Raw genomic sequence first — 17,754 nt, forward strand, 5'->3', positions numbered from 1 at the left:
CCCAGCAGATGAATTGACCTACAACCGGTTACCCTGATCGTCGTCATCAATGACGCTCAAATCGTATGTAGGCTTAGAAGGTGTTCTGACCCGGTGAGGCTCATCAGCCATCAGGTCTACCTCCAAATCTTTACTAGCACCATCCTTTTTGTTAGTTTCCACCTTATGAGCTGCAATATCCAAACACAAAGATTGCAACTCCCGCATCAGCACTTTAAACGATTCTGGCGTACCTGGTCGAGGGATAGCTTTGCCTTTAACGATCGCATTTAGAGCTTCATTACGGCCTGCCATATCATCAGACTTAACCGTTAGCAACTCTTGCAAAGTATAAGCTGCCCCAAACGCTTCCAATGCCCACACCTCCATTTCTCCGAACCGCTGACCGCCTTGTTGTGCCTTTCCACCCAACGGCTGTTGAGTCACCAAAGAATAAGGACCAGTAGACCGGGCGTGAATCTTATCATCCACCAAGTGAACCAACTTGAGGATATAAGCGATACCCACCGTTACCGGTTGGTCAAAGGCTTCTCCCGTGCGGCCGTCATAAACAATAGTTTTGCCTGGGTATTCCTCACTAAATAACCAATCCTTTTTGAGTTTTTCGCGGGCTTCTTTAAGTTTACTGTGGACTGTCTCACGGGACATTTCTTGACCAAACATTTCATCAAACGGGATCACCTTAAACCGCCGTTTCAGGTTTTCTCCCGCCCATCCCATCAAACACTCAAAGATTTGACCTACATTCATACGACTAGGCACACCCAGGGGATTCAGGACGATATCCATTGGCCGACCATCAGGGAGATAGGGCATATCTTCAATGGGAAGAATACGCGAGACAATCCCCTTATTACCGTGGCGGCCCGCCATTTTGTCTCCCACCTGAATTTTACGTTTTTGTGCCACATAGACCCGCACCACCATATTAGCTCCTGGGGGCAGTTCATCGCCTTGTTCTCGGGTAAACACCCGCACATCGACCACCCGCCCTTTTTCACCATTAGGAACCCGCAGCGAGTTATCCCGCACATCCCTGGCTTTTTCTCCAAAGATAGCCCGCAGCAGTTTTTCTTCTGGGGGTTGGTCCGACTCTCCTTTCGGGGTAACTTTTCCTACCAGAATATCTCCCGACTCTACCCAAGCGCCAATGCGAATAATCCCGGAAGCGTCCAGTTGTCGCAGGGAGTCTTCCCCGACGTTGGGTATTTCGCGGGTAATTTCTTCGGGTCCTAGTTTGGTTTGTCGCGCCTCAATCTCAAATTTTTCGATATGGATTGACGTATAAACATCGTCATAAACCAGACGTTCACTAATTAGGATTGCGTCTTCATAGTTGTAGCCTTCCCAGGGCATATAGGCCACTAAAACGTTATGACCCAGAGCCAATTCTGCCCCTTCCGTCGAGGAACCATCAGCTAACACCTGACCTGCCACTACTTGGTCGCCTTCATAGACTAAGGGGCGCTGGTTTAAGCAGGTATCTTGGTTAGACCGTTGGTATTTTTGCAGTTCATATTCGATTTCCCAACCTTCCGGGTCAATCACCCGAATTTTCGCGCCATCCACATAACTGACTTCTCCATCAGTACGAGATACAATCACCATACCTGAGTCCCGCGCCGCCTGGGCTTCTAGTCCCGTTCCTACAAACGGACGTTCAGGACGCAGCAGCGGAACTGCTTGGCGCTGCATATTGGAACCCATCAGCGCACGGTTAGCGTCATCGTGTTCTAGGAAGGGAATTAGGGAGGTAGCTACCGAGACAATTTGCACCGGGGAAACCGCTACATAGTCCACTTGGTCGGGGCTGGTTTTGGTGAAGTCCTGACGATAACGCACCGGAACTAGGTCGCCGAGGATATATCCCTCGGAGTCATAGCTAATGTCTCCTGGTGCTACCCGTAAATCGTCTTCCTCGTCAGCCGTCATATACACCGGAGACAAATCTCGGCGCACTCGTCCATTTTCTACGGGATAGTAAGGGGTTTCGATGAAGCCGTAGGGGTTAACCCGGGCGTGGGTAGCCAGGGAGCCAATTAGACCCGCGTTCGGTCCTTCTGGGGTTTCGATGGGACAGATACGACCATAGTGGCTTGGGTGAATATCACGCACAGCAAAGCCAGCCCGTTCTCGTGTTAAGCCACCGGGACCTAGGGCAGATAAACGCCGTTTATGGGTTAATTCCGCTAGGGGGTTGGTTTGGTCCATAAATTGGGACAGTTGGCTAGACCCGAAAAATTCTTTGATGGCTGCTACCAAAGGTTTCGGGTTCACTAGGGAGGCGGGGGTTAGGGTTTCGGCATCGCCAACGGTCATCCGTTCCCGAATAATTCTTTCTAAACGGTTTAAACCTACTCGGATTTGGTTTTGCAATAGTTCCCCTACTGAACGCACCCGACGATTACCCAGGTGGTCAATGTCATCGGTTTCGCCGATGTCGTATTCTAGGTTAATCAGGTAGTCGATCGCCGATAGAATATCAGTGGGAGTTAGGACTCTGGTGCTATCTGGCACACTTAGCCTTAGTTTCCGGTTCAGTTTATGCCGTCCTACCCGACCCAAATCATAGCGTTTCGGGTCAAAGAAGCGATTCTGCAAAAGTTGTTCTCCCCCGGTGATGGTGGGAGGTTCCCCTGGTCGCAGTTTTCGATACAACTCCATCAGGGCATCTTCTTCGCTAAATTCCCCTTCTTTTTCGATGGTTTTTTGGAAGTAGTCTGGGTGCCGCAATGCGTCAAATATTTCGTTATTCGTCAATCCTAGGGCTTTCAGAAGTATCTGAGCCGACAGTTTGCGAGTTTTGTCAATTCTTACCCAAACTAGATCATTTTTATCGGTTTCAAATTTCAACCAAGCGCCTCGGTTCGGGATGAGGGAGGCGCTATAGGTACGTCGTTGATTTTTATCGATTTCCGATTTGTAGTATACCCCCGGACTCCGCACAATTTGGTTAACAATAACTCGCTCGGCTCCGTTAATAATAAACGTGCCACGTTCGGTCATTAAGGGCAGGTCTCCGATAAAAACTTCCTGCTCCTTAATCTCCCCGGTTTCTTTGTTAATTAGTCGGGTAGGGACGTACATCTGCACGGAGTATGTACTATCCCGCCGTTTGGCATCGTCTACGTCATATTTGGGCTGTTTCAGCTTGTAATCTCTGGCTAAGAAATGCAGTTCTAGTTTCCCTGTATAATCACTGATGGGCGAGAAACTTTCTAATTCTTCAATTAGCCCGGTTTCTAAAAACCAACGAAAACTCGATCGCTGAATTTCAATTAAATCAGGAAGTCCAAATGCCGATTCGGATTGGGTTGTGTTTGTCATGGTTTGTACAGGTCTGCTGGGATGTTCAAGGTCTGCTGGTATGTTAGGGTTAGGCGAAATCAGGGTTCCCCCTACCACATCATCGCCCCCATTGAGTATCGATATATCCCCACCTCTGGGCAATTGCTCAATGGCTCGTCGGGCTATTGGGGAAATTTGGGAGTTGATTTGTTTGATTAGGGGGTTAGTTTACTAGGAATGACGGACAAGCCAAATAATTCCGAGGCATTTTTAGTAGTCTGCTGACTCAGAGTTTCTAGGGATACACCCCGGAGTTCGGATACTTTTTCGGCAACGTATTTCACGAAGGCGGGTTCGTTCCGTTTACCTCGTCGAGGAACCGGAGCTAGAAAGGGGCAGTCAGTTTCAATCAATAGCCGATCGCTACTAACCCGACGAGCAGATTCCTGAATTTGGGTAGCATTTTTAAAGGTTACCGTTCCGCTGAAACTAATGTAAAACCCCAAGTCTAAAAACCATTGCATTTCTTCAGGACTTCCACCCCAACAGTGCATAACACCTCGCACGGGACCATGATCTTTATCATCGAAGAAATCCCGCAACAGTTCCACCATCGAGGCGGCTGCATCTCGACAGTGGATAATTACGGGTTTATTTAGTTGGCGAGCTATTTCCAGTTGGGCTTGGCAAATTTCCTTTTGACGGGCTTCATCCTTAGCCTTATAAAAGTCTAACCCCGTTTCCCCGATCGCTACTACCCTCGGATCAGATTCAGCTAGAGTCCTAATTTCACTGGCTGTGGTTTCTGTCCATTTCTCTGTATCCAGAGGGTGCAACCCTACGGCAAAGGATAGTTCTTCTACTTGGTCGGCGATCGCCCTGATTTCGGCAAATTCCCCTGGATGAACACAGGAGTGTACCAAAGACACCACTCCAGCAGACCGCCATCGCTGCCGGATACCTCCGAGGTCTGTAGCCAGACTCTTGAAGTTAATGTGAACGTGAGTATCAATTAGCTGCATCTGGTGCTATCTGTCCTTCAGCATAGTTCCCAGCCTTTCGGCTAATATTTTAGCCAACACTGTTGGATTTTTGGTGATCACCGTTTTCTGGGATATCCCATTTAGCATAGCCATCCACTGAAGTTATAGGTTTTTCAACCCCTCACTTCAGTGCGACTTGCTGACATACTCGCGGACGGCACGAGGTTTCCCCCTAGGAGGCTGTCGCTTCCTGGGCGCTAGAATTAGGCTGGTGTCGTTTCAAGAACCGAGCTAATCTCGATTTTTTCCGTGCCGCATTGTTCCGGTGCAGAACACCTACCTTAACGGCTTTATCGATTTTACTGGTGGTTGCTGACATCCGCTGCTGGACTTCCTGCAACGCTTCATCGCTGGGATTAGCCGCATATTGCTCAACAGCGGCAAAATATTTTCTCATGAGAGTCCTGACGGCTGAATTATAGGTTCTATTCCTCAGCCGATTGCGTTCAGCAATTTGGACTCGTTTAATGGCAGATTTGATGTTGGCCATGGCTTCCGGTGTAGGACTACGCGGATCTTTGATAATCAAGATTTCCAGAAATACCAATATAGCACGTCAATAGGGGAATTTGTGCATTAAATTTTTATTTTGCCAATACGGGGGCGCAAAAGTCCAGATGAGGGCTGAAGATCTCGGAGTCAGGCAGAGTCTGTGAATCCGCGTTACACTATATAACAAACGCGGGTTATACTGAAAGTTAGGCTGACCTGGTTCGGCTTAATTAGGTATAAAAGAAATTTAGCCCCATCCGGGTTGCTCAATTCCCTTGCGTTTTGGCTAGTAACTTCTACGGTTTGCACTCCTAATCACCATGCTGCGAATTATTACTCAGTGGGTTGAAGCACAATCAGAACTGCGACGCATCGCCAGTCGTACCCATGATGATACTGTTATCCATAAAGAAGCTACGGTGCGAGAAGTTCTGCAAACCGTGAAGCGACAAGGGGATAAAGCACTGCTGCACTACACCCAAGAATTTGACCACAAAACTCTGACCCTGGAACAGTTGCGGGTCAGTGCTTCGGAGTTGGATGTCGCTTATCAACAGGTTAATTGCGAACTTCTCGATGCAATTCGGTTAGCAAAAAAACAGATTGAGGCATTTCACCGCCAGCGTGTTCCTAAGTCTTGGGTTCAGTTTGGCGATGATAATGTGGTTTTAGGTAAACGATACACCCCTGTTGACCGGGCGGGTTTATATGTGCCGGGAGGCCAAGCGTGCTATCTCAGTACGGTTTTAATGAATGCTATTCCGGCTAATGTGGCTAAAGTGCCTCGCATTGTGATGGTAACTCCCCCAGGCATTGATAATAAGATTAGTCCGGCGATTTTGGTGGCGGCTCAGGAAGCTGGAGTCCAGGAAATTTATCGGGTAGGTGGCGCTCAGGCGATCGCTGCTTTGGCTTATGGTACGGAAACTGTGCCGAAAGTTGATGTGATCACAGGTCCGGGTAATATATATGTAACGCTGGCGAAAAAATTGGTTTATGGTACTGTCGGTATTGACTCGCTGGCGGGACCGTCTGAGGTGCTAATTATTGCCAATAGTATCGCCTCCCCTGTTCATGTGGCCGCGGATATGCTGGCTCAGGCAGAACATGATACAATGGCGGCGGCGATTTTGTTGACGACAGACTCGGCTTTGGCTCGTCAGGTGGTGGCTGAGGTGGAACGACAGCTTGAGCATCACCCGCGCCGAACTATGACGGAAAAGGCGATCGCTCACTATGGCTTAGTGGTGGTGGTGGACTCCCTAGAAGCAGCGGCTCAGTTATCTAATGAATTTGCTCCCGAACACCTAGAGCTAGAAGTTGAGGAGCCGTGGGAACTATTAGAACACATTCGCCATGCGGGGGCAATTTTCCTAGGTTGTTCGACCCCGGAAGCCGTGGGAGATTATTTAGCAGGTCCTAACCACACCCTACCCACTTCAGGTGCGGCTAGGTATGCTTCGGCTTTAGGGGTGGAAGTATTTATGAAACACTCCAGTTTGATTGAATATTCTCCGCAGGCGCTGCAAAAAGTCGCAAATGCTGTTAATATTTTGGCTACTGCAGAAGGGCTACCATCCCATGCAGATTCTGTTCGTCTGCGGACGAAAAATCAGGGAGATGGGGATTTTTAGCGGGTGTTGCTGATTTCTATGTCAGCTTAATGTGAGGAGAAGTTGCCAATGCTGAGGACAATTTTGGTTGCTATTGATGATTCCCCTTCTATGGAGATAATGATGAATGCCTTAAAGCAACTACAATTGGAACCCACAACCCATGTGATATTCTCCCATGTGGTTTCAACTACAGGGCCTGATGTAGATCCAATTGCCGATCGCCCCCATCCTAGCTCATCAGAAGAGTTAGCCTATTGGGATATCGAGAATTATCTACGCAGCTATCAGAAACAGTTAGCTGTTCCCAGTGATGTGGAAATTGTCCAGGGAGATCCAGCGGAAGAAATTATCCGGCTTTCTAATATCTATAAAACTGATTTGATTATTATTGGTAGTCGCGGATTAACTGGACTTAGCCGAGTATTACAAGGGTCCGTTAGTTCCCAAGTGGTAGCCGATGCTAATTGTTCAGTTTTGGTAGTGAAAGAAAAGGTGTAATAACCATGGTGTGAAATGCCGGACTAGCGGAGACTTTTTTGACTAGCTAACCGGTTTTTTTTGCCCATAAAAACAGGTCGAAAATATTTAGGGGATAGCGATTGACTGGATCGGTTGATGAGCGCGAAAGCTGCATACTTGAGGGCGGAACTAGAAAGCTATCATGATCATGATCGACAAATTCCGAACTTCGGGGTTATGCTGGGTTTAAACATCCCTAGATCCTTGCGCTGATGGTTGATTACAATCAGAGTCCGACGGAAACCACCATAGACCCCAAAACCGCGATCGCCCTTAATGTGTTAACTATTTCCCCCGAAGCGACAGTGGAAGAGGCGATCGCCTTGATGAGTAATCCCAGTCGTGAATCAGACAGCAGTTCAATTATAGTCGTCACAGAAAGCGATCGCATTGTCGGTATTGTCACCGAGCGGGATATTGTGCGTCTGGCAGCCCAACAGCAACCCCTGCAAAGTTTGTTGGTAGGCGAGGTAATGAGCCAACCGGTTATCACCCTACAGCAGTCGGAACTAACTGATATTTTTGCGATCATTGACTTTCTGCAAAAGCGTGGCTTGCGCCATTTACCCATTGTCGATGACCACGATCGCCTGCTCGGTTTGATTAGCCACGAAAGCCTACAAAGGCTGACCCGTCCGGTGGACTTGATGCGGTTGCGGTCAGTGGGGGAAGTAATGGCTCAGGACGTGGTGACATCACCCCCCGATCGCACCCTGCTAGATATTGCTCAGTTATTGACCCAAAACCGAGTCAGTTGCGTGATTATCACCGAGTTCGATCCGGCCGACAACCCACCCATAGAGCGTCCTGTGGGAATCATCACCGAGCGGGATATTGTGCAATTCCAGGCTGTCGGTGGTGCGATCAGGGAAACCAGCGCCCAAGAGGTGATGAGTTCTCCCCTGTTTACAGTGCGACCGGATGAGTTTCTGTGGGCAGCCCAGCAACAGATGGAGGAACGGCGGATTCGGCGGGTGGTGGTCACTGGAGAACGGGGGAACCTAGTGGGAATCGTCACCCAAACCACCCTTCTACGGGCGTTTAACCCCATTGAAATCTATAATTTGGCAGAAAACCTCAAACAAAAAGTCAACCGCCTAGAAGCCGAAAAACTGGCGTTGTGGGAACGTCGCAACCAGGAACTACAAGAGGAGGTGGCCGCACAAACTCAGCGGATTCAAACTCAGGCCCAGCGCGATCGCCTGCTGCTGAATATTTCCACAACCATTCGCAATTCCCTGGACTTAGCCACCATTCTCCAGACGGCGGTGGATGAAGTGCGGCAGGTGTTGAGCTGCGATCGCGTGATTATCTACAAGTTTGAAGACGATTTGAGCGGTTCCGTCATTGCCGAATCGATTATGGCCGGTGGTCGTTCGGTGCTGCACAGTCAAGCCAATGACCCCTGTGTGACTCGAGAGTGGCTCGAACCCTATCGCCAAGGTCGCGTGCGGGTGGTGCGAGACATTTATGATGACTCCATGACCCTGTGCCATCAGGAGCTATTATTGAGCTTTGATATCCGAGCCAAGCTGATGGTGCCGCTTGTGGTAGACGATCGCCTCTGGGGGTTGATGATCGCCAGTCACCGAGATCAGCCGCGAGATTGGCAAACCGGGGAAATCCAACTCTTGCAGGCGCTCTCGATTCAATTGGCGATCGCCCTCAAACAAGCCACCCAACATGAACAACTCCAGAACGAGATTAGGCAGCGCCAAAAGGCTCAACTCGCCCTAGCATCTTTAAATAGCGAACTTGAAAGCCGAGTCGAGCAACGCACCGCCGAGTTACAGGCTCGGGAAGCCCGCTATCGTGGCCTCATGGAAGGAGCCAGTGATGCCATTCTCCTAGCCACCCCTGAAGGCTACCTGATCGAAGCCAACCGCGCCGCCGAGGACTTATTCGGCTACTCCCGCGACGATTTCAGCGGACTGAGCCTAGAGCGATCGCCCCTACATATCAGCCAACTCCATCCCCTCGAGGAATTAGACCGCATTGTTAGCAGTTTGGAGCGGATTATTGAGGAAAAACAGCTTTGGGTGTTGGATACCCGGATTCTGAAGGCGGATGGCTCAGAAATTCCCGTTGATATCTCAGGAAGCCTAATTAAAGTGGGCCAGACCCATATAGTGCAAGGGATATTCCGGGATATTAGCGATCGCGCCGCCTTTGAGGAAAAACTACGCAGCAGTGAAACCGAGTTACGCAGCGTCTTTGAAGCCATGGGGGATTTGGTTTTAATCATTGCCCCCGATGCGCGCAAGGTGAATGTGATGCCCACCCGCCACCAAATACTCGAGCCCCAAGCCACCGAGATTCTCGATCAAACCCTCGATTGTCTATTTCAAGACGAGGCCGAATCCCGCACTCGACTGCCGATTCTGGAAGCCTTAACCACCGGAAAAACCGTGTCGTTTGAGTATCAAATCGACCTGGAGGATCGCCGCATATATTTTGAAGCGAGTATTTCTCCCATGAGCGATCGCCGGGTGATTTGGGTCGCCCGGGATATGACCAAACGCAAACAAGCCGAGGCGGAAATTTTCCAACTCTCCCAACGGCTCAAAATTGCCTTATCTTCGGGAAACATCGGCTTTTGGGATTGGGATCTTCGCCAAAATCAAATTACTTGGGATGAGCAGATGTATGCCCTCTATGGGGTTGATAATTCGTCATACTTTTCGTCGCCAGAATCTGTGGTAGCTTACGAGGTTTGGTCTCATGGCGTTCATCCCGACGATCGCCAAGCCGCCGCAGACCTCCTCCAGAAAGCCATTTTAGGAGAAGCTGACTATAACACCGAATTTCGCGTCCTGCATCCCGATGGCAGCCTCCACTATATTAAAGCCTCTGGGTTAGTTGTCCGGGATGAAGCGGGTCAGCCCATCAGCATGATTGGGGTGAATTTAGATATCACCGACATCCGCCAAGCTGAAGCCGCCTTACAAGCCAGTGAAACTCGTTTTCGGCGGGTGTTTGACTCCAACGTAGTGGGGATGATGTTTACCAATTTTGCCGGAGACATCATCGAGGCTAATGATCGCTTTTTAGAGATGTTGGGCTATAGCCGCGCCCAACGGCCTATGGGTTTAATCAACTGGGCAGAAATCACACCCCCTGAATATCGAGAGTTGGATTTGCAGGCGATCGAACATCTACGCCAATCTGGATTTATTCACCCCTTTGAAAAGGCTTATCGGCATCAAGATGGACATTTGGTGTTTGTGTTAATTGGGGTGGCGATGTTATCTCAAACTGATGAGAGTTCTGTTTGTGTAGTGGTGGATATTAGCGCCCAGAAAGCGGCACTTCAGGAACGCACCAAAGCAGAACAGGCTCTGCAAGAAAGTAAACTGCGCTTAGAACTGGGTCTGGCTTCGGCGAATACAGGACTCTGGGATTGGAAGATGCAGACGGGGGAACTTTGGTTCAATAAACAATGGAAATCCATGCTGGGTTATCAGGAGCATGAGATTGAGAACCGGTTGACGGAGTGGCAAAGTCGGGTTCATCCTGACGACTTAGCCCAAGTTTACCAGGACGTGGAGCGACATATTCAAGGAAAAACGGAGTTGTATCGCAATGAACATCGTCTGCGCTGTAAAGATGGCTCCTATCGCTGGATTTTAGCCCAAGGGCGCATGGTGGAACGGGATGCTGAGGGACGACCACTGCGGTTTATCGGCACTCATACGGATATTAGCGATCGCAAAAAAGCCGAACAAACCATTGAGCAGCAAGCGCAACGAGAACGGCTCTTGCGGGAGACGAATCAACGCATCAGTCAATCCCTGGATTTACCCACCATTTTTGACACCGCCTCTCGAGAGATTTGCAACTGTCTGCAAGGGAGCCGAGTGGGTATTTTCAAATTTTACCCCGACTCTGGCTATGACGACGGTGAGTTTGTGGCGGAGTCAGTGGTTAATGACTTCCCCTCGGTGCTGGCTATCCCCGTCCATGACCATTGTTTTGGGGAAAACTATGCCAGTCTCTACGCTCAAGGACGTTATTATGTGGCGGATGATATCCACCACGACGGTTTAGAAAACTGCCATGTAGATATTTTATCTCAGTTTCAGGTGCGGGCTAACTTAGTGATACCGATTATCTGTCAAGATGTCTTATGGGGACTGTTGTGCATTCATCAATGTGACGGCCCCCGCCATTGGGAACAGTCGGATATTGATTTGGCGCAGCAATTCTCGTTCCAGTTGGCGATCGCTATTCAACAGTCTAATCTGTTTGAGCAGTTGCAACAGGAACTCAGAGAACGTCAACAGACGCAACAACAGCTTACTCAACGCAATCAGGAACTAATCCGCGCTACCCGTCTCAAGGATGAGTTTCTGGCTAATATGAGCCATGAACTCCGCACCCCCCTCAATGCCATTTTAGGCATGACGGAAGGGCTACATGAGGAGGTGTTCGGTCCCGTGAATGACAGACAACTGAAAGCCCTGCAAACCGTGGAACGGAGCGCCTCTCACCTGCTGGCTTTGATTAATGATATCTTAGATGTGGCGAAGATAGAATCGGGTCAGGTAGAGTTAGAATGTTCCCCCACGGCGATCGCGCCTCTGTGTAAATCCAGTATCGCCTTCATCAAACAGCAAGCCCTGAAAAAACGGATTCAACTCTCGGTTAATCTGCCCTTAAATTTGCCTGATATTATACTCGATGAACGGCGCATCCGTCAAGTATTAATTAATCTGCTCAATAATGCGGTTAAATTTACCCCAGAAGGGGGAAGCATCACCTTAGAAGTGATATTGCCCCCACCAAGAGAAGCGGAGGGAGAAAGCCCATATCTCCGGTTTTCGGTGAGAGATACTGGCATTGGTATCAGCCCAGAAAATATCAAGAAGCTGTTTCAACCGTTTATGCAAATTGACAGCGCCTTGAATCGCCAATATCAAGGAACTGGCTTGGGTTTGGCCTTGACAAAACAAATTGTAGAATTGCATGGCGGTCGGGTGGGTTTAACCAGTGAAGTGGGGGTGGGTAGTTGTTTTAGTATCGATTTACCCTATCAGGCTTCTGTGATGATTCCCCAACGGATGGACTCGGAGGCGGATTTAAACCCTAATGATGTGGAAACGCCATCAACCCCAAATGCAGCGCCTTTGCTGCTTTTAGCGGAAGATAATGAAGCGAATATCAGCACGATTTCCAGCTATTTAACCGCGAAAGGCTACCGGATTGAGTTGGCGAAAAATGGTCAGGAGGCAATTAATCAGGCTGTGGCTTTATCTCCTGATTTGATATTGATGGATATTCAAATGCCGGGAATGGATGGACTAGAGGCGATGAAACGGATTCGGGAGATTCCAGAGTTAGCGACAACGCCCATCATTGCCTTAACGGCTTTGGCCATGGAAAGCGATCGGAAGGCCTGTTTACTAGCGGGGGCTAATGAATACTTGAGTAAACCAGTGAGATTAAAACAGTTAACCATGACGATTCAAGATCTCCTAAATTCTTCTGAAGATGCCCTGCATCAGAAAACTGATGCCGTCTAAGCATTATCATCAGGATCAGGGCCACCCTACTGGGTGGAAGTAGTTGTCCGGAAAATCTGTAGATCTATGTCGTCTCACAAAGCGAGCGGAAGACCCTGATGTTGGCTATTCCCCACGTCCAACGTCTAACCTAGGATTTACTATTAGGTAGGTGAACTTGACCACCCTAGGGCTGAAAAGCGATCGGCGAATTTCTCAGGAAAATCTTTAGTTAGCTACCATCTAAAGGTTATAATTATGGTAACAGTGCGAGACGTTCAGGCATCAAATAGGGCTGCAATGCCCGAAATAACTGCCTGGAGTGGATTTAAACCCCTTGTTTGAATATAAGGAGCGCACTCCTGACCATCCCTATAACTGTTTATATGTCCCAAAGCGAAAGCAAGGCAGGGAACTCAAGGTTAATTCCACAAAGAAAATCGCAATACTCAACTATATAACACGGAGGATTAAAACCACTTGGGCGATTGTGGGAAAGAGTAACGGCGATAGCCACCCCCAGTTTCAGGAATCACACCCCGTCAGATTGAAGCGGGGAACGGAAGGCGTGAAGTAGAACCTACTACCAGATGCGACCACTGCCAACCATCCATGATTAGGGAGACCGAATGTCCGGCTTGAACCATCAGAACTAATTAAGTAGCGAAATAGGTTGATACGCTGCGCTTAAAAGAGTAAGGGGAAAAGTAGGAGTCTTGTTGCACTACCTACATAGACCTTTAAAAGTACCCCGGTTCTGAGGACAAATCTAAAGATGGAATGCCCATATAAGAAGTGATTAAAGGTGTAATAAAACAACTTAAAACAGCACCTCAATCAGCCCTGATAAGCAAACTAAACCCAATTATTCGGGGATGGTCAAATTACTATTCAGGGGTCGTCTCATCAGAGACCTTCGTTAAGCTAGACCATATAACCTGGCTAATGTTACGGGCATGGACAGTATCAAGATGCGGAAAGGCAAACCACGAAAAGCTAACAAACTATTTCAGACATGGAACGGTTAGACTTAGTAATGGGAAAGAAAGGCATGAATCTTGGTTATTCCAAACTAAAGATGGATTCCAACTATGGAAACATAACTGGACTCCATTGGTCAGACACACCCCAATACGCCCCGATGCAACACCCTACGACGGAAACTGGACTTACTGGGCAACCAGAAAAGGACAAGCAATCGACACGCCTAACAGGGTAGCAAAACTACTCAAAAAGCAAAAAGGCAAGTGTAAATGGTGTGGATTGTATTTCGCACCAACAGATATAGTTGAAGTAGACCACATTGTACCTCGAAGCCAAGGCGGAAAGGATGAATACAAAAACCTTCAACTACTACACCGCCACACCCGCGATGATCAAACGGCACTTGACAATGCCAGAGCTGTTCCTTAACAATGGAGCAGTCAGACTAGGAGCCGTATGAGGTGAAAGTCTCATGTACGGTTCTGAATGGGAGGGAATGGAGGCGACTCCATTCTCGACCCCTAATGGTTTGCCAGGATATAGTCGGGGATTCCTGGGGGGTGATTAAGCGATCGTGAAACCAGACTCTTGCATAAAATCCGGTAATTTCTGGCTCCTGCCGGAAATTACTCCTCACAGAGTCTGCAAGATGCAGGTCCAGGATTAGACCTACGTTAAGGGGGTTATGACACCCACAGGTGAGCGCCAGCCTGTGGCTCTGTCGTCTATCTTTAAGGAACGAGATGAGTGGATTTGTAAGCTCGAGTGAGCTAGACGTAAAAAGCCCCTTTAACATGACCGAGGCAAACATTACCCCATCTGGAAGATAGCTTAAATGCCAAATTACCAAAATTACGTTTTTGTGGTTGACACACTGGGGCAACCGTTAAGTCCCACTCATCCGGCCAGAGCCAGAAAGCTTTTGAAGCAGGGTTTAGCCGCAGTGTTTAGGACTTATCCATTTACAATTATCCTCAAGAAAACCGTTGAGAACCCGGTCAATGAACCTAGTCGGATCAAGTTAGATCCAGGGGCATCAGTGACGGGTATTGCCTTAGTTAATCAGAGTCGGGACACAGTTATCTGGGGGGCTGAATTGGCTCATAGAGGAGATAGAATCCGAGCCAAGTTAACTGCACGTCGCGTGGTTCGTCGCCACCGTCGTTACCGAAAAACTCGCTACCGTCAAGCCAGATTCAATAACAGAAAGCGCGCAGATGGATGGTTGGCTCCCAGCCTCAAACATCGAGTTGAAACCACCTTGACCTCGGTCAATCGACTGATTTCCTCATGCCCGATAACGGACATATCAATGGAGTTAGTACGATTTGACACCCAAAAACTGCTCAACCCGGAAATATCTGGAGTTGAATACCAGCAAGGGGTTTTGTTTGGATACGAGTTGAGAGAATATCTCTTGACGAAATGGCAACACCAGTGTGCCTACTGTGGTGGCCAAAATATCCCTTTAGAAATCGAACACATTCAGCCAAAAAGCCAGGGTGGTTCCGACCGAGTTAGCAATCTGGCTATTGCTTGCCATAAATGCCATCAGAAAAAAGGTTCTCAGGCAGTCGAGCAGTTTCTGGAAAAAAAACCCGAAATCTTGAAGCGGTTGCTAGTTCAGGCCAAGGCCCCCCTGAAAAATGCGGCGGCCGTCAACTCTACCCGATGGGCATTGTTTAACAGCCTGAAGCTAACTGGATTACCCATTGAAATTGGCACTGGAGGTTTAACAAAATATAATCGGACGGTTCAAGGACTACCGAAAACCCATTGGCTAGATGACGCTGATTGTGTGGGAAAAAGCACCCCGACCCGGTTGAAAATCAAAACTCATCAGCCACTACTAATGACTTGTTTTGGGCGTGGTGGCCGTCAAAAAGCGGCTCCTAACAAGAGGCTTCCGATTCGCCATAACCCATTAAAACCAATTAAGGGATGGCTTACCGGGGATATAGCCAAGCATAAGACATAAGGAATTGGTAGAATAACCCCGTCGAGTCGCGGCAGTTTTGTTTTAACCAAACCTGACCAAACTCAGTTTTCAGTCAAGCCAATAGATTTGAAACCTGTTTTTAGGAGAGATGGCTATTTGTATAAATTTTCCAGAGTTTTCCGGTAATTACCAGGTTATAGATATACTGCCGGGTAGAGTAACTGATGAGTAAATGAGTATTGAGCAATATTTATAAACTCATGACTAAATGAACTAAGAAAAGTCATCAAATTTGGGATTTTAGACTTGCTAAGGACTATCGACAAATGTTATCTATTTTAGTTATTGATGATGAACCTGACAACTTTGATGTGATTGAAACCTTTTTGAGTAATCAAGACTATCAGCTACATTATGCTGCTAGTGGACAGGAGGGAATTTCCGCACTCAAATTAATCCAGCCAGATTTGATTTTGCTGGATGTGATGATGCCAGCTATTGATGGGATTGAAGTTTGTCGCCGCATTAAAGCTATGCCACTATGGCAATCTACACCTATTATTATGGTGACGGCATTATCTTCTAAAGAAAGTTTAGCTAAATGTATCGCAGCGGGAGCGGATGACTTTATCGGGAAACCCGTTAATGCTTTAGAATTACGGTCTCGTGTCCATTCAATGCTGAGAATTAAGCAACAATATGACCAAATTTCTCATTTGTCTAATGTGCAGAAGAATACAATTCAAGTACTCGAAAAAACTCTGGTCAGACTGCGGGGTAATTTAGCCTCTAGTCTCTCCCACGAACTAAATACCCCTCTAAATGGTGTTTTAGGAATGCTCGCCCTGGTGATGGAGGATCTGAAGGATATAGAAGATGTGGAGATGTCGGAAACAGTGGAGATGTTAAGGTTGGCGTATCAATCAGCCTGTCGCCTGGAAAATTTAGTCAAAAGATTCCTAATTTATTTGGAATTGGAACTGATAAGTAGCGAGGAAAAAGAAGTTCCGCCCGGGTCTACAATGTTATCTTTGTATTTTGTGGAACCTATCTGCAAAAAATATGCACCGGATAGCCAACGCTATGATGATTTTAAGTTGGATATAGAACCGGCTACCGTGGCGATATCAGAGCGGTATTTGTCGATTATTTTAAATGAGTTGATTGACAACGCTTTGAAATTCTCCAAGCCGGGGAAACCCATCTCGATTCGCTCTCAGATTATCACTGAAGGGGAAAAACTAGGGCTATGGATTCATGATTTGGGGCGTGGGATGACGGAAGAGCAAATCAATCAAATCGGTGCTTTTATGCAGTTTGAACGCAAAAGCTATGAGCAACAAGGCCTGGGTGTTGGTTTAAAAATCGTGGATAAAATTGTTGAATTGGTGGGAGGAACCATACAAATTAATAGCATATACAATCAAGAAACGATGATATATATTACTTTACCGATTGTTCATTAGCTATTAAATAATACAAATAACCCTATTGTCACGTTACAACGTATCATATTTATATTAAGATAGTGAAACTAGATGCCGTGGAACCATAGATAGTTGTTGAATTGCTAAGGAAAATCTACCGATGTTCTCAATTTTAATTGTGGATGATGATCCAGATAATTTTGATGTAGTTGAAACTTGTTTGATTGATGAAAACTATCATTTACACTATGCTTATAGTGGACAAGATGCACTTTCAGTAATTAATGTAATCAAACCGGATCTAATTTTACTGGATGTAATGATGCCAGTTATGGACGGTATTGAGGTTTGTCGCCGTATTAAAGCTATGGGTGAATGGAAAGGAACACCGATTATTATGGTGACGGCATTATCTTCTACAGAGAGTCTAGCTGAATGTCTGGGGGCGGGAGCAGATGACTTTATTGCGAAACCTGTTAATGGCTTAGAATTGCTGGCACGGATTCGCTCTATGCTCAGAATTAAGCAACAATATCAACTTTTAGCCGATTTTAACACGAAATTGGAACTGATGGTTGAAGAACGCACGGCTCAGTTACAAAGGCTAATAGATGAAGATACGCTAACGCAGCTACCAAGTCGAGCGCAGTTATTACACAAACTATCGGATAGCTACGTTGACAGCAGCGGGGAAAATTATGCGATCGCCTATCTCGACTGTGACCAATTCAAACTAGTTAATGGTGCTTTTGGTTACCAGGTGGGAAATCAACTACTGAGAGCGATCGCAGAACGTCTTAAAAAACATCTGCGCCCCGGAGATCTACTATGTAGAGTGGGAGAGTACGAGTTTTGCTTTGGGCTGAAAAACATTTCCGCAACCGGAGAATTAACAGATTGGATTAATGGAGTAATGGGGTCATTTATCCAGGCTTTTTAGGTAGA

The 17,754-nt window shown here is 47.4% G+C and carries 8 protein-coding genes and 2 pseudogenes; 7 read left to right on the top strand and 3 right to left on the bottom strand.

The features are described 5' to 3' along the window. Positions 1-18 precede the first annotated feature (18 nt). The 3 genes from rpoB to rpsT form a co-directional block, all read right to left on the bottom strand. On the bottom strand, positions 19-3,327 hold the full coding sequence (rpoB, locus tag XZ46_RS02795; protein ID WP_008056953.1) for a DNA-directed RNA polymerase subunit beta: 3,309 nt from the start codon (positions 3,325-3,327) through the stop codon (positions 19-21). A gap of 176 nt (positions 3,328-3,503) precedes the next feature. Next, positions 3,504-4,310 (bottom strand): TatD family hydrolase, encoded by an 807-nt coding sequence (locus XZ46_RS02800; RefSeq protein ID WP_006621695.1) that lies wholly within the window; start codon positions 4,308-4,310, stop codon positions 3,504-3,506. A gap of 193 nt (positions 4,311-4,503) precedes the next feature. Continuing rightward, positions 4,504-4,821: a 30S ribosomal protein S20 gene (gene rpsT / locus XZ46_RS02805; RefSeq protein WP_035759876.1), complete on the bottom strand. Its 318-nt coding sequence runs from the start codon at positions 4,819-4,821 to the stop codon at positions 4,504-4,506. Positions 4,822-5,143: 322 nt separating this feature from the next. Here rpsT and hisD point away from each other — a divergent pair, with 322 nt between their 5' ends. From hisD to XZ46_RS38190, 7 genes and pseudogenes are all read left to right on the top strand, one after another. Continuing rightward, positions 5,144-6,457 (top strand): histidinol dehydrogenase, encoded by a 1,314-nt coding sequence (gene hisD / locus XZ46_RS02810; RefSeq protein WP_008056952.1) that lies wholly within the window; start codon positions 5,144-5,146, stop codon positions 6,455-6,457. 48 nt (positions 6,458-6,505) lie between these two features. Then, positions 6,506-6,937, top strand: a complete 432-nt coding sequence (locus XZ46_RS02815) for a universal stress protein (protein WP_006667929.1) — start codon at positions 6,506-6,508, stop codon at positions 6,935-6,937. Between the two features lie 233 nt (positions 6,938-7,170). Continuing rightward, positions 7,171-12,480, top strand: a complete 5,310-nt coding sequence (locus tag XZ46_RS02820) for a PAS domain S-box protein (protein WP_008056951.1) — start codon at positions 7,171-7,173, stop codon at positions 12,478-12,480. Between the two features lie 771 nt (positions 12,481-13,251). Next, positions 13,252-13,892: pseudogene (locus tag XZ46_RS02825) on the top strand (group II intron maturase-specific domain-containing protein); the annotation flags it as partial. 386 nt (positions 13,893-14,278) lie between these two features. Continuing rightward, positions 14,279-15,568, top strand: a pseudogene (gene iscB, locus XZ46_RS02830) (RNA-guided endonuclease IscB). A gap of 140 nt (positions 15,569-15,708) precedes the next feature. Next, entirely contained in the window at positions 15,709-16,848 is a 1,140-nt protein-coding gene (locus XZ46_RS02835; RefSeq protein WP_006621687.1) for a hybrid sensor histidine kinase/response regulator, read from the top strand. A 121-nt stretch (positions 16,849-16,969) separates the two neighbouring features. After that, a complete protein-coding gene (locus XZ46_RS38190) occupies positions 16,970-17,749 on the top strand; it encodes a response regulator (RefSeq protein ID WP_006621686.1) in 780 nt (259 codons plus the stop codon). Positions 17,750-17,754 lie beyond the last annotated feature (5 nt).

The sequence above is a fragment of the Limnospira indica PCC 8005 genome (assembly GCF_000973065.1).
GTDB lineage: Bacteria > Cyanobacteriota > Cyanobacteriia > Cyanobacteriales > Microcoleaceae > Limnospira > Limnospira fusiformis.